The organism is Halomonas sp. BMC6 (genome assembly GCF_964204995.1).
Classification (GTDB): domain Bacteria; phylum Pseudomonadota; class Gammaproteobacteria; order Pseudomonadales; family Halomonadaceae; genus Vreelandella.
In genome coordinates this window covers 2,190,202-2,215,249 of sequence record NZ_CAXNSH010000001.1, presented here as the reverse complement: position 1 = coordinate 2,215,249, position 25,048 = coordinate 2,190,202, and the positions used below count along the sequence as shown (strand labels likewise).

Annotated in this window: 20 protein-coding genes; 10 read left to right on the top strand and 10 right to left on the bottom strand. The window is 59.6% G+C overall.

Going from position 1 to position 25,048, the window contains the following annotated elements:
• Positions 1 to 180 precede the first annotated feature (180 nt).
• The 3 genes from AB6K10_RS10625 to zwf are packed head-to-tail and all read right to left on the bottom strand — an operon-like array spanning position 181 to position 3,046.
• Complete coding sequence (locus AB6K10_RS10625; protein ID WP_159341832.1) at positions 181 to 843, bottom strand: bifunctional 4-hydroxy-2-oxoglutarate aldolase/2-dehydro-3-deoxy-phosphogluconate aldolase; 663 nt, start codon at positions 841 to 843, stop codon at positions 181 to 183.
• Between the two features lie 42 nt (positions 844 to 885).
• Positions 886 to 1,551 carry a 6-phosphogluconolactonase gene (gene pgl, locus AB6K10_RS10620; RefSeq protein WP_285264383.1) on the bottom strand — a complete coding sequence of 222 codons (666 nt, stop codon included), beginning with the start codon at positions 1,549 to 1,551 and terminating at the stop codon, positions 886 to 888.
• Position 1,552: 1 nt separating this feature from the next.
• Positions 1,553 to 3,046, bottom strand: a complete 1,494-nt coding sequence (zwf, locus tag AB6K10_RS10615) for a glucose-6-phosphate dehydrogenase (RefSeq protein ID WP_339118666.1) — start codon at positions 3,044 to 3,046, stop codon at positions 1,553 to 1,555.
• A gap of 324 nt (positions 3,047 to 3,370) precedes the next feature.
• On the opposite strand from zwf, the gene malE reads away from it, so the two are divergent.
• The 7 genes from malE to trkA all read left to right on the top strand — a co-directional run bounded on the left by malE (position 3,371) and on the right by trkA (position 11,940).
• On the top strand, positions 3,371 to 4,558 hold the full coding sequence (malE, locus tag AB6K10_RS10610; RefSeq protein ID WP_159341829.1) for a maltose/maltodextrin ABC transporter substrate-binding protein MalE: 1,188 nt from the start codon (positions 3,371 to 3,373) through the stop codon (positions 4,556 to 4,558).
• A gap of 62 nt (positions 4,559 to 4,620) precedes the next feature.
• Positions 4,621 to 6,180, top strand: coding sequence for a maltose ABC transporter permease MalF (gene malF / locus AB6K10_RS10605; protein WP_339118665.1), 1,560 nt, complete (start codon positions 4,621 to 4,623; stop codon positions 6,178 to 6,180).
• Positions 6,181 to 6,190: 10 nt separating this feature from the next.
• Positions 6,191 to 7,081, top strand: coding sequence for a maltose ABC transporter permease MalG (gene malG, locus AB6K10_RS10600; RefSeq protein WP_253018945.1), 891 nt, complete (start codon positions 6,191 to 6,193; stop codon positions 7,079 to 7,081).
• A 183-nt stretch (positions 7,082 to 7,264) separates the two neighbouring features.
• A complete protein-coding gene (locus tag AB6K10_RS10595; RefSeq protein ID WP_285264379.1) occupies positions 7,265 to 8,752 on the top strand; it encodes a TrkH family potassium uptake protein in 1,488 nt (495 codons plus the stop codon).
• A gap of 11 nt (positions 8,753 to 8,763) precedes the next feature.
• A complete protein-coding gene (locus AB6K10_RS10590) occupies positions 8,764 to 9,855 on the top strand; it encodes an ATP-binding protein (RefSeq protein WP_339118664.1) in 1,092 nt (363 codons plus the stop codon).
• Positions 9,845 to 10,570, top strand: a complete 726-nt coding sequence (locus AB6K10_RS10585; protein WP_285264377.1) for a response regulator — start codon at positions 9,845 to 9,847, stop codon at positions 10,568 to 10,570. Before AB6K10_RS10590 ends, AB6K10_RS10585 begins: the two co-directional genes overlap by 11 nt.
• Entirely contained in the window at positions 10,567 to 11,940 is a 1,374-nt protein-coding gene (trkA, locus tag AB6K10_RS10580; protein WP_159341823.1) for a Trk system potassium transporter TrkA, read from the top strand. Before AB6K10_RS10585 ends, trkA begins: the two co-directional genes overlap by 4 nt.
• Before the next feature lie 40 nt (positions 11,941 to 11,980).
• Here trkA and AB6K10_RS10575 read toward each other — a convergent pair whose 3' ends face one another.
• The 7 genes from AB6K10_RS10575 to AB6K10_RS10545 form a co-directional block, all read right to left on the bottom strand.
• Entirely contained in the window at positions 11,981 to 12,718 is a 738-nt protein-coding gene (locus AB6K10_RS10575; RefSeq protein WP_339118663.1) for an anti-sigma factor, read from the bottom strand.
• The gene (locus tag AB6K10_RS10570; RefSeq protein WP_285264375.1) at positions 12,715 to 13,338 is read right to left on the bottom strand and encodes a sigma-70 family RNA polymerase sigma factor; all 624 of its coding nucleotides are present in this window, start codon (positions 13,336 to 13,338) and stop codon (positions 12,715 to 12,717) included. The genes AB6K10_RS10575 and AB6K10_RS10570 overlap by 4 nt, the downstream gene beginning before the upstream one ends.
• 125 nt (positions 13,339 to 13,463) lie before the next feature.
• Positions 13,464 to 13,988, bottom strand: a complete 525-nt coding sequence (locus AB6K10_RS10565) for a DUF3455 domain-containing protein (protein ID WP_253018951.1) — start codon at positions 13,986 to 13,988, stop codon at positions 13,464 to 13,466.
• Positions 13,989 to 14,103: 115 nt separating this feature from the next.
• Positions 14,104 to 15,219 (bottom strand): sn-glycerol-3-phosphate ABC transporter ATP-binding protein UgpC, encoded by a 1,116-nt coding sequence (gene ugpC, locus AB6K10_RS10560; protein WP_339118662.1) that lies wholly within the window; start codon positions 15,217 to 15,219, stop codon positions 14,104 to 14,106.
• Complete coding sequence (locus AB6K10_RS10555; protein WP_339118661.1) at positions 15,207 to 16,889, bottom strand: alpha-amylase family glycosyl hydrolase; 1,683 nt, start codon at positions 16,887 to 16,889, stop codon at positions 15,207 to 15,209. Before AB6K10_RS10555 ends, ugpC begins: the two co-directional genes overlap by 13 nt.
• Positions 16,890 to 17,036: 147 nt before the next feature.
• Positions 17,037 to 19,742, bottom strand: coding sequence for an HTH-type transcriptional regulator MalT (malT, locus tag AB6K10_RS10550; RefSeq protein WP_339118660.1), 2,706 nt, complete (start codon positions 19,740 to 19,742; stop codon positions 17,037 to 17,039).
• A gap of 158 nt (positions 19,743 to 19,900) precedes the next feature.
• A complete protein-coding gene (locus AB6K10_RS10545; RefSeq protein ID WP_159341817.1) occupies positions 19,901 to 21,436 on the bottom strand; it encodes a carbohydrate porin in 1,536 nt (511 codons plus the stop codon).
• 469 nt (positions 21,437 to 21,905) lie between these two features.
• Here AB6K10_RS10545 and AB6K10_RS10540 point away from each other — a divergent pair, with 469 nt between their 5' ends.
• Genes AB6K10_RS10540 through AB6K10_RS10530 form a run of 3 tightly spaced genes read left to right on the top strand, consistent with a single transcriptional unit; the run spans position 21,906 to position 25,026 of the window.
• Positions 21,906 to 23,177 carry an ABC transporter substrate-binding protein gene (locus AB6K10_RS10540; protein WP_159341816.1) on the top strand — a complete coding sequence of 424 codons (1,272 nt, stop codon included), beginning with the start codon at positions 21,906 to 21,908 and terminating at the stop codon, positions 23,175 to 23,177.
• Between the two features lie 14 nt (positions 23,178 to 23,191).
• Complete coding sequence (locus tag AB6K10_RS10535) at positions 23,192 to 24,184, top strand: sugar ABC transporter permease (protein WP_339118659.1); 993 nt, start codon at positions 23,192 to 23,194, stop codon at positions 24,182 to 24,184.
• Positions 24,184 to 25,026: a carbohydrate ABC transporter permease gene (locus AB6K10_RS10530; protein ID WP_139528481.1), complete on the top strand. Its 843-nt coding sequence runs from the start codon at positions 24,184 to 24,186 to the stop codon at positions 25,024 to 25,026. The genes AB6K10_RS10535 and AB6K10_RS10530 overlap by 1 nt, the downstream gene beginning before the upstream one ends.
• Positions 25,027 to 25,048 lie beyond the last annotated feature (22 nt).

Sequence of the window (25,048 nt, the reverse complement as noted above, 5' to 3'; positions counted from 1 at the left end):
CTTAAACCCTAACTTAATCGTTTAAGTTAGCGTATCACGACTGCTTATGTTCTGAACCATCCCCTTTAGGTGTAGACACAAAAAAGCCCGAGCATGGCGACATGCTCGGGCAAACGTCTTGCTCACACGACCCGACATCAGTGAGGCAAGTAACGAGAGTGCTCGGTAAGGTGTTACCTATTAGTGATGAAAACGCTCCGCCGCTTGGCGGGCGAGTTCGCGGATGCCGTCCCAATCTTCGGCATCGACCATTGCTTTCGGCGTCAGCCAAGAGCCGCCTACACACATCACGTTGGGTAGTGACAGGTAAGATTCGGCGTTATCAACGGTGATACCACCCGTGGGGCAGAAACGCGCTTCGGGGATCGGTGCGCCGAACGCTTTGATCGCTTTGGCACCGCCGCTGGATTCCGCGGGGAAGAACTTGAAACGGCGGTAGCCGTACTGCCAGCCGGTCATCAGCTCAGAAATGGTAGACACGCCCGGCAGCATCGGTACGGGGCTCTCTACGCCATAGCGGTAAAGCGCTTCGGTGGCACCCGGCGTAACGACGAAATCAGCGCCAACTTGCTCAGCTTGACGGTACTGGGCAGGCGTGAGTACGGTGCCGACCCCAATGCTGGCGCCCGGTAGCGCCTCTTTCATGCGCTTGATGGCTTCCAGGGCACAGTCGGTACGCAGGGTAATTTCCAGCACGGTGAGGCCACCCTCAACCAAGGCGCGACCCAGCGGTACGGCGTCTTCCAGGCGCTCGATGGTGATCACCGGGATCACTTCGGCTTTCAGGCAAATGCTGTCCAGCTCGGCGGTGCGCGTTGAGGGTAGCTGTTTATCGATGGTCATGAGTGAGTCTCCAAGCAAATTGTTATTGGCGAAAGTGTAGCGTTAGGGCGCCCAGTAGATCGCCAGCGGGCAAGATAAGAACGCGCGGATGGGCAGTGTACGAACATCGTCACCATTTATGGCATTCGCCAATACGGCACGCTTATCGTCGCCGGTAATATGTAGAATGTGGCGCTTAGCCTGATGCAGGCGGTCCGCCGAGAAGGTAATGCGCGGCTGCGGCTGGCTGGGGGTACGCACGGCCACTAGCGGCTCATCAGTAGAAAGCGCTAGGTCCAGCTCTTGGCTATCGGGGAACAGCGAGGCCGTATGGCCATCGCCGCCCATGCCTAAAATCACCACGCTCGCGGGCCAAGCAAGCCCGGCGGTCGCTTCTGCCACCGCTGCCACGCCCTCTTCCGGGGTGCCAGCGTCCGAGGTGAGCGGCACGAAGTTAGCCGCCGCCGCTGGGCCTTGCAGCAGGTTGTCGCGCACCAGCTTGGCATTGCTGTCACTGCTTTGCTCGTCGACCCAGCGCTCGTCGGCCAGGGTGATATCGACCCGCGCCCACTCTAGCGGCTTTTGCGCCAGCGCTTTGAAAAACGGCACGGGCGTTGAGCCACCGGAGACTACCAGCAGCGCACGCTTCTGGTGGGAAAGATCGTCGGCTAGCGCCTGATAGACGGCTTCCGCTAGCTGCTCGGCTAGCGCTTGACGTGCTTCACTCATGTTAATAATCCTCGTACCAGCTGCGGCCATCCTGGGTAATCATGGCAATGGAGGCGACCGGCCCCCAAGAGCCAGCTGGGTAGCGGCGCGGCGGCGTTTCGCGTGACTTCCAGCCATTGATGAGCTGGTCGCACCAGCGCCACGCGTGCTCTACTTCATCACGGCGAACGAACAGGTACTGCTGGCCTTTCATGACTTCCAGCAGCAGGCGCTCGTAGGCATCGGGAATACGCGATTTCGGGAAGGCGCTGTTGAAATCCAGGTGCAGCGGGCCAGGCCGTAGGCGCATGCCTTTATCCAGGCCGCTATCCTTGGTGAGCACCTGAAGGGCAATGCCCTCTTCCGGCTGCAGGCGGATAATCAGCTTGTTGGAGGCAATGCCACGCTGGTCCGGGTCGAAGATGTAGTGCGGCTGCTGGCGGAAGTGAATGACGATCTGCGAGAGTTTCTCCGGCATCCGTTTACCGGTGCGCAGGTAGAACGGCACGCCCGCCCAGCGCCAGTTGGCCACTTCGGTTTTCATGGCCACGAAGGTTTCGGTCTGGCTCTGGGTATTGGCACCCTCTTCTTCCAGGTAGCCCGGCACGGATTGGCCGTCGCTGGTGCCCGCAATGTACTGGCCGCGCACAACGTCGCGTCCCAGCGATTCGCCGGTAAACGGTTTCAATGCCTTGAGCACCTTCACCTTCTCATCGCGGATAGCATCGGCATCCAGGTTCGAGGGCGGGTCCATGGCGATCAGGCACAGCAGCTGTAGAAGGTGGTTCTGCACCATATCCCGCAGCTGCCCCGCATCGTCAAAGTAGCCCCAGCGCCCTTCGATACCGACTTTTTCGGCAACGGTGATTTCAACGTGGGAGATATGGTTCTGGTTCCACTGGGTACCGAACAGCGGGTTGGCAAAGCGCAGGGCGATCAGGTTTTGAACCGTCTCTTTGCCCAGGTAGTGGTCGATGCGGTAGATACGCGACTCGGGGAACACGGCACCAATGGCGTCGTTGATCTCCTCGGAAGAGGCTAGGTCATAGCCAATCGGCTTTTCTACTACGACGCGGGTATCGTCATCGAGACTGTTGCTGGCCTGCAGATTGCGGCAAATGTCGCCGTAGATGCGTGCCGCCACGGAGAGATAGACCACCATCGGGCGCTTGCTGCCCTCGCGCCACTGGCGAATGGCGTCATAGCCCTCAGCGTTGGCGAAGTCGAGCTTGAGATACTCTAAGCGGTTCAGGAACCGCTCCAGGCTCTCTTTATCCTGCTCGTCTTTTTTCAGGCGCTTTTGCAGCGCGCCGCTGACTAGCTGACGGAACGCGGAAGTGTCGTACTCCTGACGCGCCAGCCCCATGATCCGCGTGCTTTCGGGCATCAAGCCTTCGCGGTCAAGATGATACAGCGCAGGAAACAGCTTGCGCATGGCAAGGTCGCCAAGCGCCCCAAAAAGCGCTAAATCAATAGCGTGATTCGGATCGCCCAGCGGGGCATGTGACTGGCTCATCTCAGCTCCTATTTATAATTAGGTCATCTAATGTAGTTAGATTACCTAAAATCTATCTGATGTGAGGCATTATACGCAATAATTCGTGTAATTTTACTACAAAATATTGTCGCCTGCTGCCCTTTCCGGTGCGTTTTACAGCGACGATGTCGCGCCCTGACCGCCTAAGCTTCTACCTTTACTCTACGCCCCTCGGATACGCCACCCCTCCTCCCCCCAAGGAGGAGGTGGCCTTGTGCGTAATTAGCGACGCTGACCGTGAACAAAGCGCGTCATATGAGAACGCGCACGACAACAACAACGTCACAATGAGGTATGCACATCATGGCAATGGTTCGTCCATTTTTCACGCCGCTGCTCGCCGCGACGCTAGCGGCCACCGCCACACTCCCCGCCTTCGCCTTTGAGGATGACCGCTTGACCATCTGGATGGGCGATAACAAAGGCCAGGAGGGCATCCGCGCTGTCGCTGACCAGTTCCTGGAAGATACCGGCATCGAAGTGGAAGTCGTGTTTCCCGACAACCTGACCGACCGTTTCCAGCAGGCGGCAGGCAGCGGCCAAGGGCCGGATATCGTCATCTGGGCCCATGACCGCATGGGTGAGTGGGCACAAAGCGGCCTACTCAAACCGATCGCTCCCAGCGACAGCTTCCGCGACGCGTTTTACGACTTCACCTGGGAGGCGGCGCTGTGGAATGGCGAGACCTACGGTTACCCCATCTCGGTGGAATCGCTGGGGCTGATTTACAACAAAGCGCTGGTGGAAACGCCGCCCGAGAGCTTTGCCGAGCTCATGGAGCTGGACGCCACGCTCTCCCAAGAAGGCAAGAAAGCCATCCTGTTCGATTACAGCGAACCCTACTACGGCTGGACGCTGCTGGCAGCCAACGGCGGCTACCCGTTCAAACAGACCGACAGCGGTTATGACGTCAGCGACATCGGCGTCAATAACGAGGGTGCCTTGCAAGGGGCTGAGCTACTGGTCGAACTGATCGAAAGCGATGTACTCCCCCGTGGCACGGACTACAACCTGATGGATACGCGCTTTAACCAAGGCGAAGTAGCCACCATGATCAGCGGCCCTTGGGCATGGCCTAACCTGGAGCGCAGCGGTATCGATTATGGTGTCGCCCTGCTGCCCAAAGTGGGTGACGAGCGAGCCAAGCCGATGTTCGGCGTAATGACCGCGATGATCAACTCTGCCACACCCAACGACTTCCTAGCGGTGGAGTTCCTGGAGAACTACCTGCTCAGCGAAGAGGGAATGCGGACGTTCAACAACGACGGTTCGCTGGGGGCCGTTGCCCATATCGACTATCAAGCCGAGCTGGCGGGCAACCCTAACATTGCCGCCACACTTGAGAACGCCGAAGTGGGCATGCCGATGCCCAACATTCCTGAAATGGGCGCCTTCTGGGCCGCCATGGAGCCTGCGCTGCAGAATATTGGCAGCGGTCGCCAATCGCCCCAAGAAGCGCTGGATGCCGCTGCGCGCCGTATGCGCCAGTAGCCTCCGTTTTAGCCTCTACTGCCCGGTAGCACCTGCTGCCGGGCAGCTTTCAGGACTCCATCATGTACACCACCAACGCGTCTCGTGGCCTGCCCCGCCACCGCTCTCGCCATCTTACCGAACGCTATACCCGCTGGGCCATGCGCGGCGTCATTGCCGTGCTGGTCGTCGCGCTACTGTGGCTGGTGCTGGCGTTTCATCTCAACGGCCAGTGGATGTTTGCCCTGCTGTTCTTGGTACTTGGCGGCTCGCTGGGCGTGGTCTTCACAAAACGCACGCTGATGAGCCATCGCTATATCTTTCCTGCGATTGCCGGACTTGGCGTGTTCGTCATTTTCCCGCTGTTGTACACCATAGGGATCAGTTTTAGTAACTACAGCTCTACCAACCTGCTCTCAGAAGAGCGGGTACGCGACCAGCTCATGAGCCAAACCTATCAAGCGGAAGGCAACGCCTTTGATCTGGCGCTTTATCCCGAAGGTGATTTGGTACGGCTCTATTTGGAAAGCCCTCAGGGCCAGCGGTTCGTGTCGTCACCGCTCAATTTTGCGAATCAGGAAAACCGCCAAATTGGTGTGCAGGCCACCGATGCCCCGCCTGCACAGGCAGCGCTGGGCATGCGGGCCATCATTCAAGCGCGTGATGCTCTGCAAGGTTTGCGGCTAGTCACGCCCGATGGCAGCGAACTGCGTATGGCGGGCTTGCGCCAGTTTGCGCCGATGGTAAACCGCTACGAGGCCCGCGAGGATGGCGCGCTGTATGATCGCCGCGATGAGCGACTGCTTACCCCCGACCCCAGCATTGGCTTTTTCGTGGCTGACGACGGCGAGCAAATTACCCCCGGCTGGCCGGTCAACGTCGGCATGGCCAACTACACTCAGATTTTCACGGACCCGGACATTCGCGGCCCGTTCATGCAGATCTTCGTATGGACCTTCGTGTTTGCCGCCCTCACCGTGGTGTTTACCCTGGCCGTCGGGTTCGTACTGGCCTCGCTGCTGCAGTGGGACCAGCTCAAGGGCAAGGCCGTTTATCGCACGCTGCTGATTTTGCCCTATGCGGTGCCAGCGTTTATTTCGATTCTGATTTTCAAAGGCATGTTCAACCAGCATTTCGGTGAGATCAACATGATCCTGGATACCCTGTTTGGGGTACGTCCGGAGTGGTTCACCGACCCGTGGATGGCACGTAGCATGCTGCTGATCGTCAACACCTGGCTTGGCTACCCCTATATGCTGCTGCTCTGCATGGGTTTGATTCAGGCCATTCCCCAGGATTTATACGAAGCCTCGGCGGTAGACGGCGGAGGACCGCTCACCAACCTGTTCAAAATCACCCTGCCGCTGATCATCAAACCGCTCACACCGCTGCTGATTGCCGCCTTTGCGTTCAACTTCAATAACTTCGTGCTGATCGCGCTGCTCACCGGCGGCAGCCCGGATATTTTGGGGGCCAGCACTCCGGCGGGCACCACTGACCTGCTAGTGAGCTACACCTACCGCATCGCCTTCCAGGATGCGGGACAGAACTTTGGCCTCGCGGCGGCCATTGCCACGCTGATTTTCCTGCTGGTGGCAGGCATGTCGCTGCTCAATTTGCGCCTTTCCAAAGTGAAGGTTTAGGAGGTTACTGATGCCCATGGTTCAACCCCGCTCCGTTGGCGCTCGCCGTTTAGGTGCCCACTTGGCGCTGATCTGCTTCGTATCGCTGATCGTCTTTCCGCTGCTACTGGTGATCTCGATCTCGTTTCGGGAAGGCAACTTTGCCACCGGCAGCCTGATTCCTGAAAACTTCTCGCTGGAACACTGGTCGCTGGCGCTGGGGATTCCCTGGGAGCGCGCCGACGGTACCGTAGTCCAGCCCCCCTTCCCCGTGCTGCTGTGGCTGTGGAACTCCATCAAGGTGGCCGTGGTGTCGTCGGTGTTGATTCTGATGCTCGCCACCACCAGCGCCTACGCGTTTGCCCGCATGCGCTTCAAAGGCAAGGAGCCGCTGTTAAAAGGCATGCTGATTTTTCAGATGTTCCCCGCAGTGCTGTCGCTGGTGGCGCTCTATGCGCTCTTTGACCGGCTGGGGCAGTTCGTCGGCTGGCTAGGCATCAATACCCACGGCGCACTGATCGTGGCTTCGCTGGGCGCGGTAGCGCTACATATCTGGACGATCAAAGGCTATTTCGAATCCATCGACGGTTCGCTGGAAGAGGCCGCCATGGTCGATGGCGCCAGCACTTGGCAGGCGTTTCGCTACATTTTGCTGCCACTTTCCGTGCCGATCTTGATGGTGGTATTCATCCTGGCGTTTGTGATGAGCATTATGGAGTACCCCATGGCCTCGGTACTGTTGGTGGACGAGCACAAGCTGACACTCGCCGTGGGTGCTCAGCAATACCTCGCCGATCACAACCAACGCTGGGGTAACTTCGCCGCTGCCGCCGTGCTCTCAGGCCTACCCATCACCGTCGCGTTTCTGATCTGCCAACGTTGGATCATCGGTGGTTTGACCGCCGGGGGCGTGAAGGGATAAGCAGGCACTTACTAGGCTGTTTCCTCGCTTGAGCATGTTGCTCGTGACCGGCGCCCAACAGCGCCGGTCTTTTATTGCTTGGGTAATTTTTAGGGAAATTTTACGGACATTTTTTTATCGGCATGATGAGATAGCCTTATTAGCCTTAGGGCATTCTAGAGCGGACCCACACAGAGCGGACTTATGGCCACGTTCCCTAGCGCGCGTTACTACCAAACGACTTACCGAAACTGGGCGCCCATTTTCAAAATCATGTCGGTACTATGGCTCGTGCTGGCCATGTTCATGACGCTGCCCCTGATCGTACTGGTCATCGAAAACGATCCCGACGCCCCGGCGTTTGCCGTCTCGCTGATGATCATTCTCAGCGCGACCTTCCTTACCTGGGCGCTTACCCGTGGCGTGCCGCTAGAGCTCAAACCCTGGCAGATGTTCATTTTGACCGCCGGTAGTTGGACCAGCATTAGCTGCTTTGCCAGCCTGCCGCTGATTCTAGGCGCTCCCCAGCTCAGCTTTACCAACGCCGTGTTCGAATCGGTATCGGCGATCACCACCACCGGATCTACCGTCTTGGTGGGCATCGAAAACCTCTCGGACGGCTTGAAACTGTGGCGCGGCTTGATGCAGTGGATGGGCGGGATCGGCATCATCGTCATGGGCATCGCCATTTTGCCGTTTCTGAAAGTGGGTGGGATGCGGCTGTTCCACACCGAGTCGTCCGACTGGTCCGATAAGGTCATGCCACGCACGGGCGGCATTGCCAAAGCCACCCTCGCCGTTTACGTAATTTTGACGCTCGCGGCCATGCTGAGCTATTGGCTGGGAGGCATGCTCCCGCTGGATGCCATCGTTCACGGCATGACGTCCCTGGCAACAGGCGGCTTTGCCAACTCCGACGCGTCGTTTGGAGCGTATGCCGAGCAGCCCTGGCTACTCTGGATGGCGAGCTTTTTTATGCTCAGCGGCGCGCTCCCCTTCGTGCTGTACATTCGCTTCATTCGCTCTTCGAAGAGCGCGCTTTGGAAAGATCAGCAGGTGCGCGGGCTTCTCAAACTGCTGCTGGCTGCCATCGTAATACTGAGCGCGTGGCGAGTCGTACAAGGCGACGACTGGTTCGTCTCGCTGACCCATGTGACCTTCAACGTCATTTCCGTGGTCACCACCACCGGGTACGCCTCCGATGATTACACCCTGTGGGGCTCACTGCCCATTGCCGCCTTCTTTTACCTGACGTTCGTGGGCGGCTGTAGCGGCTCCACCAGTGGCGGCATGAAGATCTTTCGCTTCCAGATTGCCATGCTGATGCTGCGTAACCAGCTGCGCTATTTGATTCACGCCAACGGCGTGTTCACCAACCGCTTCAATCAACAACCGGTGACCAGCGACATTTCGCGCAGCGTGGTCGCATTCTCCTTCTTCTTTTTCATCACCATTGCGGTGCTGGCGTTAGGGCTCGCCGCGTTGGGTCTAGATCTTGTCACGGCGCTCACAGGTGCCGCCACGGCAGTGGCCAACGTGGGCCCGGGGCTCGGCGACATCATTGGCCCCGCCGGCAACTTCGCCCCGCTGCCGGATGCCGCCAAGTGGCTGCTGTGCATCGGCATGTTGATGGGCCGCTTGGAGATTTTGACCGTGGTCGTATTGATGACGCCGATGTTCTGGCGGCGTTGAGGAGCTCGATCATGACGGCATCACGACGCCTGCCTACCCGACAAGAGTGGGCGCTGGTGGTGGGCACCAGCCTCGCGGCACTGCTGGCCGCTTGGTGGCTATTCGCCTGGCTCGCGCTAGCCAACCTATCGCTGATTTTCTTGACGGCAGTGCTGGCCTGCGCCGTCTTGGCCGGCAGCTATGCCGCTTTTATCAGCGCGCTGTTGAACTTCGTCATTTTCAACGTGGGCTTTACCGAGCCCTACTTCTCCTTAGCGGTTGCCGAGCGCGAACAGCTAGTCACGCTGCTGTTCTTTTTGATCGTGGCGCTGGTGGTCGGCAACATTACTGGGGTAAGCCGCGAACGTATGCTGGCTCTCAACGCATCGCGGCTGGCAGAGGAGCAGGAGCGCCTGCGCTCTGCGCTGCTCGCGTCCGTTTCTCATGATCTACGCACGCCGCTGGCGTCGATCATAGGCTCCGCCAGCTCCCTGCGCGCGCTCGACCCTCAACTGACCTCACAGGATCGTTTCGAACTGCTAGACGGTATCTTGAACGAGAGCGAGCGCTTGAATCGCTACATTCAAAACCTGTTGGACATGACGCGGCTGGGGCACGGTGAGCTTGCCATCCAACGAGACTGGATCAGCGTCGACGACTTGGTGGCCTCAGCCCGTAAACGCTTAGCAGGGTCGTTGACTCCGTTCAACGTGCAGCAGGTATGGGACAGCGAGCTGCCACTGCTACATGTTCACCCCGCGTTGGTGGAGCAGGCGCTCGTCAATGTCTTGGAAAATGCCGCCCGCTTCTCTCCGGCTGGCGGCCAGATCACCATTTCGGCCGCCACCGATAAGACGGCCTCCAGGATGACGCTCACCGTGAGCGATGGGGGCCCGGGCATCCCACGCGACTTACGTGAGCAGGTGTTTGAGATGTTCTTCACCGGCAACGACGGCGACCGCAGCTTGCACGGCACTGGCCTCGGTCTCGCCATTTGCCGCGGAATGCTGGGCGCTCACGGCGGAACAGTAACGGCCACCGATGGCCCTGATGGCCACGGCACGAGCATCATCATGACGCTGCCCTTGCCGACGACGTCGCAGGAGCCTCACCATGAGGACTAAGCCTGCTCGCATTCTCATCGTCGACGATGAGCCCGCTATCCGTCAGTTCTTGCGCATTAGCCTCGTCTCACAAGGATTTCTGATTAGCGAAGCCAGCACCGGGCAACAGGCGATTCGGACGGTGGACGAAGCGGTAGGCGCCGAAGCGATCGATGTCGTTCTACTGGACCTTGGCTTGCCCGACATGGATGGTCAGCAAGTGCTTCGTGCTCTGCGCCAGCAAAGCGCGCTACCGATCATTATCGTGTCGGTGCGTGGCCAGGAGTCCGAGAAAGTCACCGCGCTGGATAGCGGCGCCAATGACTATGTCACCAAGCCCTTTGGCATTCAGGAGCTACTGGCCCGTATTCGGGCAGTTCTGCGCCACTATCCCACTGCAACTGAGCCATCTCGCTACCAGTATGGTGCCCTGACGCTGGACATCGACGCCCACTTGGTGACCTTGAGCGGCGAGACAATACATTTGACGCCCAAAGAGTTTGCCGTGCTGGCACTACTGATCAGTCGGGCAGGCCGCATCGTGACGCAAACCCACCTGCTGAAAGCCATTTGGGGCCCTACGCATCAGGAAGACACCCACTATTTACGCATCGTAGTCAGCAAACTACGCCAAAAGCTAGGGGATGATCCGCAGGCCCCTAGCTTGTTACAGACGGAGCCTGGTATCGGTTACCGCTTCTGTGTCGAGTTCGACCGTGAGGAGTCCAACCAATGAAGATCATCATTCTAGGCGCAGGCCAAGTGGGCGCGACCCTTGCGGAGCACCTCGCCCGCGAGGAGAACGACATCACCGTCGTCGATACCGACGGCGCAAAACTGCGCGAACTGCACACCAAACTGGATATCCGCACGGTGACCGGCGCGGGCTCCTACCCCATCGTGCTGCGCCAAGCGGGCTGCGAAGACGCCGACATGCTGATCGCGGTGACCAACACCGACGAAATCAACATGATCGCCTGTCAGGTGGCCCACACGCTGTTTCGCACCCCCACCAAAATTGCCCGGGTGCGCTCCACCGCTTACCTCACCCGTAAAGGGCTATTCGCCCACGAAGCGATCCCCATCGACGTGCTGATCAGCCCCGAGCAGGTAGTCACCGACCACGTGCGCCGCTTGATCGAACACCCCGGCGCGCTGCAGGTGCTGGAGTTTGCCGGTGGCTTAGTGCAGCTGGTGGCGGTGAAGGCCTTCTACGGCGGCCCGCTGGTGGGTCAGGACCTGGCCTTTTTGGGCAAGCACATGCCTAACGTGGAAACCCGCGTGGCGGCCATTTACCGCCGCAACCGGCCAATCATTCCCCGAGGCGACACGGTGATTGAAGCCGACGACGAGGTGTTCTTTTTGGCCGCCCGCCGGGATATTCGCGCGGTAATGAGCGAGCTGCGTAAGGTGGAGCGGGACTTCCGCCGGGTGGTGATTGCCGGGGGCGGCAATATCGGCGAACGGCTAGCAGAGCACTTGGAGCACAGCCATCAGGTCAAGATCATTGAGCATAGCCTGGAGCGCTGCACCACGCTTTCCGAGCGGCTGGATCGCACCGTGGTGCTCCACGGCAGCGCCACCAGTAAGCGGCTGCTGGAAGAGGAGAACATCGAAGACTGCGATATCTTCTGCGCGCTGACCAACGACGACGAAGTGAACATCATGTCGTCGCTGCTCGCCAAGCGGCTGGGGGCAAAGAAGGTGCTCACGCTGATCAACAACGCTGCCTACGTGGATTTGGTGCAGGGCGGCGATATCGACATCGCCATTTCCCCCCAGCAGGCCACCATTGGCAGCTTGCTGACCCACGTGCGCCGGGGAGATATCGTCAATGTTCACTCCCTGCGCCGGGGCGCGGCGGAGGCCATCGAGGCCATCGCCCACGGTGATAAACAGTCGTCGAAAGTGGTGGGCCGCACGATCCGCGAGATTGATCTACCCGACGGCACCACCATAGGTGCCATCGTACGCGGTAAAGAGGTACTGATTGCCCACGGCGACGTGAGGGTGGAGAGCGGCGACCACGTGATTCTGTTCGTGATCGACAAACGACGCATTCGCGACGTGGAGCGCCTGTTCCAGGTCGGGTTGAGCTTCTTTTAACAGAAGCTTTCAATAAACATCGCCACCAGGGGTGGCGATGTTAGATTTCGACCGCGCGGCCAATAAACTCAATCGGGCCGGTGGGCAGCCCAGAGGGCGAGCCAGAATCATCTTCCAGCGTCAGCTCGAATAGCTGGTTATCCTCAAGCGGCGGTAACTGATCCAAACGCAGGCGCAGCGGTTGCCCTGGCTCGACGAGCCCCAGCGAGACAGGCGCTTGCCAATCATCGGCTTTGGTCCAGAACTCAAGCGCTTTGCCCTCGGGCACCTCAAACGTGCCCAAAGGAATCAACTGAATCTCCTGGCGATTCGCGGCCTGCACCACCCACCCCGCCGACTGAGTTTGCGGCGCGAGCAGCACCACCATGTACTCTGGCGTTGCGGGAGCGGTCGTGACGTTGGTCAGCAACACCCCCATGGCCAGCGCAGCCGCTAATCCCGCCCCAGCGATTCCGCGCCAAACCGGCAGGCTGTGCCACCAACGGCTACCCGGCACATGAGCGTGCGGCGCACGACGGGAGACCGTTTGTGGTGCTCGGGTGGCCGATGCGTTTAGGCTGCGCTCAATACGCGGCCAGAGATAATCGGAGGGCGTAACCGGCTCCACCATCGCGGTATAGGGAAAGAAACGCTCTTCCCAAGCCGTCACTGCTTTTTGCAATTCAGGGTCGTTGGCTAAACGCGCCTCAAAGGCTTCACGCTCGGCCATGGGCAGCGTGCCTAGCACGTACTCCCCGGCCAGGGCATGAAGGTCATCGGGTTCGTTCGAAGGGCTCATGCCATACACTCCCGTAAGCGAAGCAGGCTGCGCTTGATCCAGGCTTTGACCGTACCTAGCGGCGCGCCCGTGTGCGCCGCAATCTCTGCATGGGACAAACCATCCACATAGGCATGCAGCACGCAGTTACGGCGTTCGGTTTCCAACTGCTGCAGGCACTCGTCCATCCGTTGGCCGGTTTGCCAATCGAAGGCGTCCGTCACCCGCGACGCCTGTTGGAAGGTGTCGTCGTCATCGAGTTCGTGGGGGTCATCCAGGTCGACACTCACTTCGCGGTCACGGCCACGGATGGCATTCAGCGCCAAGTGGCGGGCAATGCTGAAGATCCAGGTACGGGCCGCGCCTTTTTGCGGGTCGAAGCTGTCCGCGCGCTGCCAAATGTTCAGGCAGGCATCGTGAACGATATCTTCCGCCATGCCTCGGTCTTTCACTATGCGCAAAACAACGCCCAGCAGCTTGGCACCTTCCTGTTGATAAAGCTGTTGGAGCGCTGCGTGCTCTCCCCGGGCACAGCGGGCGAGCGCATCAGCGTAATCGAATTCTTGAGCGGGCCTTACGTGGCCGTTCTCGGTACTAATGGTGTTAGCCTTACCTGTTTCAGACATATCACGTTCAGACACATATTCGCTCCCTGGTAACGCGCCGGCATCGGTCGTCGCACTGCCAGAAGCATAGCGGCTAGGGAGCCTGGATACGAGTCCCTAGCCTTACTGAACTTAATAAAGTTTAGTCAGTATTGGAACGCTTAGTTAGCGGTCCAGAAGATGTAGTCGGCTTGATACGTCACGACGGCAGTGGCGCCCTCGTGGCCCTCATCACAGGCAACGTCAGGGGCAACGCCGCCTTGAGTGTTCAGGCGCTGGATGTAGCTCACGCCGCTCATGGCGCCTTCGCCTTCAGCTGGGTTGGCTTCAACAAGCTGCAGCGGAATGTTGCCATCGCCATTCGGCGCCACGGCTAGCTGGGTGCCGGTAATTTTAGAACCATCCAGGGCTTCCCAAGTGGCGGGCGGGCCGTAGTAGCTGCCTACCTGGGTGCCTTCGCTATCGTTCAGCGCAGCGTGCGGGCCTTTAAATACCCAGCCCATGGTGCCGTCTTCTTTGGCTTCACACATGTAGGTAATAGCGCCAACGCCCACGGTTTCGAGAGCGACGGTGTTGCCGTCCGGTACTTGGACTTCGGCGGGCGTCATGTCAGCCAGCGCGACGTGACTGAAGGATGCAATCAAGGTAGCGGCGAGAGTAGCACGCGTCATATGTTGGATGGTCATTTCAGTCTCCTTGGGTTTTGTATCAACCGCTTTAAATAGCGGCTGTATAGGGGATACACACAAGGAGACCGATTGGATGCACTCTTTTTTAAAAAAAGTTTAATTCTTTAAAAAATTATCGGCTCACCCCATCCACCGTGACTTGGCGCGGGCAGGCATTGCCGTTGGCATCAAACAGGTGGCAGCGCTGACCAGCGATTCCCAAGCGCGAGACCTGCCCCTCTTCCAGCCGTGTCAGGCCATCCAGGCGCTGGGTCAAAGGGGTATCGATACCCGCCACCTGCCAGTGAGCGAGGGTTTCATAGCCCAGCTTTTCGGCCACCATCAGGGTCGCGCTCAGCGTTGCATCCGCTTGCTCCGCCGGCACAAGGTCTTCGGCCCGCAGCCCTAACGTGGCGTGCTCACCGGCCTGAAGCTGCTGACCGTTTACCGCCACCGCCAGCGTTTCACCGCTATGCAGGCGCACCACCGTTTGGCGCTCGCCGGGGTCAACCACCGTCACCGGCAACGTATTGATACGCGGCGAGCCGATAAACTCAGCGACTTCCAACGTGGTGGGAAAGTGATACAGCGACAGCGGCGCGCCTACCTGGGCAATACGCCCTTTCGAGAGCAGCACGATGCGGTCGGCCAGGGTCATCGCCTCCACCTGATCGTGGGTGACGTAGATCATGGTGGCGTTTAAGCGCTTGTGCAACGCGGCGATCTGTACCCGCATATCGACTCGCAGCGCGGCATCCAGATTGGAGAGCGGCTCGTCGAACAGAAACACTGCGGGCTCTTTGACCAGGGTGCGGCCAATAGCGACTCGCTGGCGCTGGCCGCCGGAGAGGTCTTTGGGCTTGCGCTCCAAAAGCTCGGTGAGGTGCAGCATCTCGGCGGCGTGCTCCACGCGGCGGCGAATTTCCGCTTTGTCGGTGCGCGCCAGCTTCAAGCCAAACGCCATGTTCTCGGCCACGCTCATGTGCGGATAGAGCGCGTAGGATTGGAACACCATGCCGATGTCCCGCTCCTGGGGCGGAATCTCGTTGATACGCTGACCATCGAGCTGCATATCCCCAGTGGTGATGTCCTCCAAGCCCGCGATCATGCGTAGCAGCGTGGATTTACCGCACCCGGAGGGGCCCACGAAAACGACGAACTCGCCGTCTTCGATGGTGAGGTCGATATCTCGTGAGATTTCGACACCATCGAAGGATTTACCGATGCCGCTGAGGGTTAAACGTCCCATGGCGCATCCTCCTCCTGTGCTTGCGGGCAGCGGGCAATCGCCACCCCAAACGGCGGCAGCGTCAGCGTACCTGCTTGCCACTCGCCGTTTAGCCACTTAGGCGCATCCTTCAATGCTTCAGCACCCTCGGGAGCCGGGCGGGTCACGGTTTGATCGCTAAAGTTCAGGGCCACCAGCAGGCGTGTTTGCTGATAGATGCGCTCCAAGCAAAGCACCTCGTCGCGTACCGGGTGATAGCGCACGTCGCCTTTAACCAACGCAGGCTGCGTGCGGCGGAAGGCTAAAAATGCTCGGTAGGCATTGAGCAGCGAATCGGCATCCTGCTCTTGCTGGTCCACCGCCAAACTTGCGTGGGAATCGGGCACCGGCAGCCAGGGAGTAGCGCTGCTAAAGCCCGCATGGCGGGCGTCCGCCTGCCAGGGGTGCGGGGTGCGGCAGCCATCGCGACCTTTATAAGCAGGCCAGAAGGTGATGCCCGCCGGATCGACGAGCTGCTCGAAGGTCAGCTCCGCCTCGGGCAGGCCCAGCTCTTCGCCCTGATAGAGGCATACGCTGCCCCGCTGGCTGAACAGGAACACCAAATAGAGGCGCAGCTTATCGAGCTGCCCTTCCGCCTGCCAGCGGGTTGCCAGCCGCGTTACGTCGTGGTTTCCCAGCGCCCAGCAGGGCCAGCCATCGCCAATGCGCGCTTCCATTTCGGTAAGCGTTTCGTGCAAGTAGCCAGGGTCGGCTTTATCGGTCAGCAGGTTGAACGAGTAGCACATGTGCAGGCGCTTGCCACCCTGGGAGTACTCCGCCATCACGCCGAGCGCATCGTCGTCGCCCACTTCACCTACACTCGTGGTGCCGGGGTACTCATCCAGCAGCGCCCGCAGCCGCTCTAGAAACACCAGATTTTCCGGCTGGGTTTTGTCGTATTGGTGGAGCTGATAGCCGTAGGGGTTGTCGGGGCGAACGCCCAGGAAGCTCTCGGTAACTTCCTGGCGCGGCGGGTTGTCTTTTAACTCGCCGTGGGTGCAGAAGTTCACCGCATCCAGCCGGAAGCCATCCACGCCACGCTCCAACCAGAAGCGCACCTCTTCCAGCATGGCGTCGACCACCGCAGGGGTGCGGAAGTTAAGATCCGGCTGGCTGGCCAAGAAGTTATGCAGGTAGTACTGGCAGCGGCGGGTATCCCACTGCCAGGCGCTGCCGCCGAATACCGACTGCCAGTTGGTGGGCGGCGCGCCGTCGGGTTTGGGATCGGCCCATACGTACCAGTCGGCTTTGGGGTTGTCGCGGCTTTGGCGGCTCTCTTCGAACCACACGTGCTGGTCGGAGGTGTGGGACATCACCTGATCGATCGTCACTTTCAGCCCCCGCGCGTGGGCCGCTTCAACCAGTCGGTCGAAGTCTTCCAGCGTGCCGAACATGGGGTCGACATCGCGGTAGTTGCTGATGTCGTAGCCGAAATCTTTCATCGGCGAGGTAAAAAACGGCGACAGCCAAATCGCATCGACGTTTAATGAAGCGATGTAGTCGAGCTTGTCGATCACCCCTTTCAAATCGCCAATGCCGTCGCCGTGACTGTCCATAAAGCTGCGCGGGTAGATTTGGTAAATCACCGCGCCGCGCCACCAGTCGGCTCCTTGGCTGCCAACGTAGTGAGAAGTAGAAGGTGTCTGCATCATGGTCCTTATCCTTGTTATTGCCGACGGTGTCTCAAATCGTTGAGTCATCACCCATGGTCGGCATGATGCAGGCTACGCCGCTTGATAGAATCCTCCCCCACTGGGCGCATCAGGCGTAGGCGTGGGGAGGAGTGGTCACACGGCGCCTCACTCCCCCTGAATATGCGCCAAGAGCTGCCCTGCCAGCGCAATGGCTTCGTCTCGGCGGCGTATGTTCTGCTTTTGGTAGAGGCTGCGGATATGGGTCTTGATGGTAGTCGGTGCCACCGAGAGCTGTTCGGCAATCTGTTCATTGGAGAGCCCGGCGTGGATCAACCCCAGGATTTGCCATTCGCGGCGGGTCAACGGCGACGTGCGAATCAGCTCCGGCACGTCAGGTCTTGCGACGATATCCGCGATCACCGTTTCGTCCAACATCAAGCGCCTAGCGCTTCCAAAGTCTTTCTGCTGACCCGCCAGCGCCAGCAGCCGCTCTGCCCTCGCTTGCTCCAGCGCTGATAGCGTGCCGTCCGTCAATAAGCCCGACAGCAGATCTCCCAGCGGTTTGCCCATGCGCAAAAAGCTGCCTATCAACGCCGTGCGAGACGCCAAACTGAGCGCTTGATGCATGTGGCGGCGGGCTTGCTCCTCCTGGCCAGCCGCCCACGCAGCGGCCGCGAGGCAGAGCTGGTTGCGGTTGGCATCGGTGACCAGCCCAAGTCTTTGAGTATGGACTTCGAGTGCTTCCAACAGCGCGCGGGCCTCATCAAAGCGGCCCAGCAGCGTAAGCGCCCGAGCGTGATTGCGTACGTTGCATTGGGCAAAGTGGTTGGTGGCCCCTTCGGTGATGGGCGCGGGCGCTTCCTGACGCCAGCGCTCCACTGCGTCGAGATCTTGCGTGGAGTGCCACCAGGCCAGCAGCGTGGCGTGGGCATTGGCCACCCAGTCGATATGGTAATCGCCTTCGGCCAGGATTTTACGCAGCCGCCGAATATGGTCAGCGCACTGAGCCTGATCGCCACGGCTCTGGGCAATTTTGGCCAGTTGAATGTGGCACTGCAGCGTCCAGCGCTCGCCCTGGTTATCCAGCACGGCAATGCCTTTCAGTGCGGCCTGCTCGGCTTCATCCAGGCGATGCCACTCCCAGAGCACTTGGCTGCGAATCCGGTAGAGAAACTCCGCCACGGGCAGGTGCTCGAGCTCTGCCCGCTCCAGATGGGCAAAAGCGCGCTCTTGAATATCGTAAGCGGCCTGCAAGCGCCCCTGGGCCACCAGCGTTTCCGACTGATGGCAGAATGACCACAGCAGTAGCTGGTGATCCTCTCGCTGGCGTGCCAGACGCTCCACCTCGCGCACCCGTTGCAGCGACTCGTCCAGATAGCCCAGCACGAAACGCGCCTCGCTCAAGATGGCGGTCGCGGTCAGCGGGGTGGAGGCTAAATAGCGGGCGGGCACGGCCAGCGCCTGTTCAGCGAGCGGCGCAGCGCGCTCGGCGTTGCCCTGATTGATCGCTAATTGGGCGCGCAGGGTGGCAAACTCGGCAGTCAGCCGCTGCCACTCTGGGGCCTCCAGCTGCGCTTCGATCCATTGGATGACTCGTGCGGTGATATCGAACTGGAACTGCGCATGGGAGACCCAGCCGTAGAGCAGCGCCAGCTCTGGGCGTGTCGAGATTTGCGGCTCCCCCAGCAGCCCAAGCCCTTGAGCCAGCAGCGCGTAGGCCCCGCTGGCCAACAGCGCTGGCCCTTGCGCGACCAGTAGACTAGCCACCTCCTCGGGCGATTCCGCCAAAATGGCTTGGCGCAGTGCCATGATCGGGTCGTTGAGTGCCAACCAGGCTTGGCTGGCCCGCTGATGCAGGGTGCGCTGGGTGGCCAAGCTAAGCTCGTGGCGACGGTGGCGCAGGTACTCCCCGAACAGCCGTTGAAAGCGGTACCACTGGGCGTGGGGGTCGGGCCGCTCGATGAACAGACCCGCTTGCTCGAAGGCATCGAGCCGCTGGGTAAGCCGCTCGCCCTCTAGCAGGCGCGCCATCAATTCGGGGGAGAAGCGCTCCAGCACTCCAAGCTGCAGCAGGAGTTCACGCTCTTCAGGGGGCAGCGCCTCGGCCAGCCGTTCATCGAACCAGGCCACAAAATCGGGATGACCGCCGTTTAGCCGCTCGACCAGCGCATCGAATCCGGCGCGGGTCGTCGTACGCTCCACCAGCCAGTTCAGGGCCATCACCCAGCCGCCGCTTCGGCGCAGCGCCCGCTCCAGGCTCACCCGAGTAGGCGGAAAACTGAGCTGCTCGGCGCAGAGGGTTTGCGCCTCTTCGCTATCGAAGGCCAAGGCGCCTAGATCGATCTCTTCGAGTTCGCCGCGCAGCCGCAGACTGGCAAGGCCCAGCGCAGGCCGAGAGCGACTTGCCAGGGTCAGAGTCAGCCAGGGCGGTTGATGGCGCAGCCAGTGGGCCAGTCCGGCCAAAATGTCAGGATGCGTCAGGTGTTCGAACTCATCCAATACCAGCCGACAAGCGGCTCGCTGCTTTGGCAGCTCGCCCAGCCAGCGCTCTAGCTGCTCCACGCAGTCCGCCGCCTCGGACAAAGGCGACAGCAGCGCATCCTCCCGTAACAGCGTATCGATGGCGGCTTGCCAGTAGCGCAAAAAGCGTTCGGGCTGATTATCGCGCTGGTCCAGGCGCAGCCAGGCGGCGTCTTGCTCTAGGGCGGGTAGGCGTTCTGCCAGTAGCGTGGTCTTTCCATAGCCCGACGGGGCTTGAACGAGAAGCAGGCGCACGCGCTCGTTCAATGCAAAGGCATCATTGAGGCGTGGCCTTGCCACGACGCCCAGTGGCAACGTCGGTGCGGTAAGCTTTTCTTGTAGCAGCGGCATGGCCCTCTCCTGTGTGTCTACCAACGTCCTCGTCTCATGACTTAGGCTACTCATTTGGACAATAAAAAGCCCGCGACGAGTCGCGGGCAATCAGCATTGGCAAACGTCGCTCATGTCTCCATGAGCTCAAAACAGTCTTGCTAGCGAGCGGTTCGCCCTTAGAACCATACTTCGGTCTGGACACCGAAGGTAAACTCACCACCTGTGAAACCGTCGCTGCCCAGAGAGCTGGCACCGTAGCTGTTCAGGCTCTCATCCCAGTCGCTGTAAGTGGTGAACAGACGAATTTCAGGACGCTTCCAGAACCCGCCAACTTCCGGCTTGAAGGTCGGGGCGATGGTGAACTTCATGTAGTCGCCGTCCACCGCATTGCGACCGCTGTAGCCCTGCGGCTCGAAGTCCATCCACTGGTAGCTGGCTTCGTACTGCATTTCGAAGTTCTGGTTAATCTCATTCGCCAGGCGAACGTTCAGAGTGGCCCAGTCGTAGCTGTCGCCGCTAGCAAAACGGTCGTCGCTGGTTTCTGCCAGAATGGCCGGCGCAATACGCCACTGCGGAGCGAGGTAGGTCGTACCGTAGAGTGCCAGACGCGTTGCGCTAGCATCATCGGTCAAGTCGCCGTTGCTACCCAAGCCTTTCACCTCGGCACCCAGGCCTTGGCCGTGCAGTACGGCGGCCTTGAAGTTACCGTCGCCCATACCGAAGAAGCTATCACCGTGGTAGGCCACCATGGTGTGCCAACCGGTATCGGCAGCGGTTTGACCCACGCCAATATCGCGCTCGTCGTTATCGGCAGCGGACATGCCGTTGACCATCACCTGCCAGTTACCGAAGTAGTTATTGGAGGTCAGGACCAGGTTGTCGGTATCGCTGTTTTCGCCATCCAAACCGGGGTTTTCACGGTTGATGACCGGGTAGTCGCTGAAGCTGCGACCATAGAGCGAGAAGTTGGTTTTCCAGTTCTCCGCCAGCTGCACGTCGTACACACCGCCACCGGTACCGGCGAGGAAGACTACATCGCTGTCGAGCCAGTGAATGTCGAAGTTATTACGATCAAACCGTTTACCGGCCCAAATCGAGGCGTTCTCGAAGGCACCGGTGAAGCTCGGCAGGTCGCTGAATTCTGCGTACACCTGACGCACGTTTAGGTTGGTGTCATCACCCACCCAGTCGTTGCTGGAATTGGTGCCATGGGCCAGCATGGTGGTGTAACGGGCTTTGGCGCCGTTATCGAACTGCATGCGGTAGTTCAGGATGGCTTCAGAGTAGGTGTCCGGCTCGTTACCCAAACGCCCCACCGCGCCGCCATTACCACCGGCGGGCGTTAGGTACGGGCCGCCCGGTGCGCTTTTGCCATCTTCACCGATCAACAGGCCAGAACGAGCATACACGTTGAACGAGAAGCCCTCTTCGCCGCTGGCCTGGCGTTCGACGCGGGCCAGGCGCTCTTCGATATCGGCATTGGTAGTCGCCGCAGCCGGGGCGCTGGATGCAGGCGCGGTTCCACGACCTTGCTCGGCTAGCTCGGCGCGGCGCTCGGCCGCTTCAGCCCGCTGCTCAGCGGCTGCAATGCGTGCTTCCAGCTCGGCAAAGCGCTCTTCCAAGGTCATGTCAGCATTGGCGGCACCGCAAAGACCGAAGCTGGCAGCGGCGACGGCAATGGCTAAAGGTGTTTTGAACGTCATTTTATGCATTGTTTTTCAACCCTAGTGTTAAATCCTATTGTTTTTTATCCCGAACGCCCGAACCCGTTTGGCTCCCTACTTTTTGATCACCGGCCCCAAAACCGGTGTAAAAAAGCCAGCGTTTCAGTGCTGCCACCCGTGTCGTTACTTCGACTCGCCGAAGCCTGTGCCCAACAACGCGACAAGGTGATTGACCCAACGTGTTGCAAAGCAACTTTCGTGTTGTGTGAAGATAGAGTGACAGTTGAAACTTAATCGATTAAGAGCACGTAAACCAACAAGCTTTTACTAATTATCGACCAATGTCTAAAAGGTTATTTATCTTAGAGAAATTGAATTGACATAGATTAGACAAAAGTCGCTATTGAACTTCACGACGACAGACGGCTAACTGGCAGCGTACTTAATCGTTTAAGTAGGCGCTATGAGCGCATTGATACCCCATCACCCACAACAATAAACGCCGAGGAACGCCGTAATGAAAAAGACACTACTCACTTCAGCTATTGCTTTGGCCAGTCTTGCCAGTGCCACCGGGTCTGCCCAGGCGGCCGAACTGACGATTTCCTGTGGTGCGGTTGGCGCAGAGTTGACCCTTTGCCAAGAAGGCGTACGCGCTTGGGAAGAGAAAACCGGCCACAGCGTCGATGTGGTTTCAACGCCCAACTCGTCTACTGAGCGCCTGTCTCTCTATCAACAAATTCTCTCCGCTAACTCTAGCGATATCGATGTGATGCAGATCGACGTGGTATGGCCCGGTCTGCTAGCCAACCACCTGCTCGACCTGCGCGAAGTACTGGGTGAAGACGCCGCAGCCGGTCACTTCGACACCATCGTGACCAATAACACCATCGATGACCGCCTGGTCGCCATGCCCTGGTTTACCGATGCGGGTGTTCTTTACTACCGCGAAGACCTGCTGGAAAAGCATGGCCACGAGGTGCCCACCACGTGGCAAGAGCTGACGGAGATCGCGCGCGATATTCAAAACGCCGAGCGTGAAGCGGGCAACGACCGTATGCAAGGCTTCGTGTTCCAAGGCCGCGCCTACGAAGGCCTGACCGTCAACGCCCTCGAGTGGGTTGCCAGCTTTGGCGGCGGCACCGTGGTCGATAACGAAGGCGAAGTGACCATCAACAACGAGCGCGCTGCTCAAGCGCTGGATCTGGCCGCCTCTTGGATTGGCGACATCTCCCCTGAAGGCGTGCTGAACTACACCGAAGAGGAAGCACGGGGTGTTTTCCAGGGCGGCAATGCCGTCTTCATGCGCAACTGGCCCTACGCGTGGTCATTGGCCCAGAGTGACGATAGCGACGTGCGCGGCAAAGTAGGCGTCGTGCAGCTGCCTGCCGGCGGTGAAGAGGGCCAGAGCGCCGCGGGCCTGGGCGGCTGGAACCTGGCCGTGTCGCGCTACAGCGAGCATCCTGACATCGCGGCGGACCTGGTTGCTTACCTGACCGGTGAAGAAGAGCAGAAGCGCCGCGCCATTCAGGCTTCTTACAACCCGACGATCGATTCGCTCTACCAAGACCAGGAAGTGCTGGATGCCGTGCCCTTCTTCGGCACGCTTTACGATACGTTCACCAACGCGGTGGCCCGCCCCTCTGCCCCCACGGGCGATGCCTATGGCCGTGTCAGCAACGCGTTCTTCAGCACCTCTCATGACGTGCTGTCCGGCACCAAAGATGGCGCTCAAGCCGTCGCCGACCTTGAAGGCGAATTGCTGCGCCTGAAGCGTCGCAACTGGTAAACGCGGAGACACCTATGTCGAGCTCTTCTCACCACTCTCACCAAAACGCGCCCCTCGGGGCGCGTTCCGCCACGCCAGCGCGGCGGCAACGGGGTACCAAGGTCCGCCGCCAGCGCGTAAAGGCGGCGTGGCTATTCTTAGCCCCCATGCTGATTGCCCTCACGCTGGTGGCGGGCTGGCCGTTACTACGTACGTTTTTCCTGAGTTTTACCGATGCGTCGCTCTCCGATTTGGGCTCGGCGAATCTGATCGGTTTCGAAAACTACCTGGTCTACGACAACGGCCGCTGGTTTGGCGTGCTGGCGGACCCGGTGTGGTGGCAGTCCGTGTGGAACACGGTTTACTTCTCGGTGGTGTCGGTATCGCTGGAAGTCGTTTTCGGCGTCATCGTCGCACTGATTTTGAACGCAGAATTCAAAGGCCGCGTGATCGTTCGGGCGGCCGTGCTGATTCCCTGGGCCATTCCTACCATCGTGTCGGCTCAGATGTGGGCGTGGATGCTCAACGACCAGTTCGGCATCATCAACCACCTGCTGATGATGATCGGCATCATCGATGATCCGATCGCCTGGACGGCCAGCGCCACCTACTCCATGTGGGCGGTGATCATGGTCGACGTTTGGAAAACGATTCCCTTCGTAGCTCTGTTGGGCCTGGCCGCGCTGCAGATGCTGCCCAAAGATTGTTACGAAGCCGCCGAGGTGGATGGTATTCACCCCGTACGCGTGTTCTTCAAGGTCACGCTACCGCTGATCACTCCGGCGCTGATGGTGGCGGTCATCTTCCGCCTGCTGGATGCCCTGCGGGTCTTCGACGTGATCTATGTATTGACCTCCAACTCCACCAGCACGATGTCGATGTCGGTCTACGCGCGCCAGCAGCTCGTTGAGTTTCAGGATGTCGGCTACGGCAGCGCCGCATCAACGCTGCTGTTCTTGATCATCGCGCTGGCCACCGTGGCTTATCTCTACCTGGGCCGCAAACAGATTCAATTGGGAGGTGACTGATGAACAGCCGTCAGTTAGCCAAAGTAGCGAAACGCGTCGGGTTCTGGGCACTGATTGCCGTCATCATGGTGTATGCGGTGTTCCCGTTTTATTACGCGGTGATCACCTCGGTGAAACCCTCCAGCGACCTGTTCCGCGTGGAGCTATGGCCATCGACCTGGAACCTGGATAACTACGCACAAATCTTTAGCCAATCGAGCTTCGTGCGGGCGATTTTCAACTCGATCATCGTCGCCTTTAGCGTAGTGTTTATCGCCCTGCTGCTGGGTATCACCGCTTCTTACGCGCTGGGTCGGGTACGCTTTCGCGGCCGTTCGACGGTGCTGCTGGTCATTCTGGGCGTTTCGATGTTCCCTCAAGTGGCCGTTCTCTCTGGGCTGTTCGAGGTGATTCGCGCGCTGAATCTCTACAACAACCCGGCAGGCCTCATCCTCAGCTACACCATCTTTACCCTGCCCTTCACGGTGTGGGTGCTCACCACCTTTATGAAGCAGCTCCCCATGGAGCTGGAAGAGGCGGCCATCATGGATGGGGCGACGCCCTGGGTGACCATCACCAAGGTGTTTTTGCCGCTGATGTGGCCGGCCATGGCGACCACGGGCCTGCTGGCATTCATCGCCGCCTGGAACGAATTTCTGTTCGCACTGACCTTCACACTGACCGATGCGCAGCGCACGGTGCCGGTTGCGATTGCCCTTCTGTCAGGCGGTAGTGCCTACGAACTGCCCTGGGGGCCGATCATGGCGGCCTCCGTCGTGGTCACCGTACCGCTAGTGATTTTGGTCATTATTTTCCAGCGCCGCATCGTGTCGGGCCTGACCGCGGGTGCCGTCAAAGGCTAACCCACGCAACGAATATATTGAT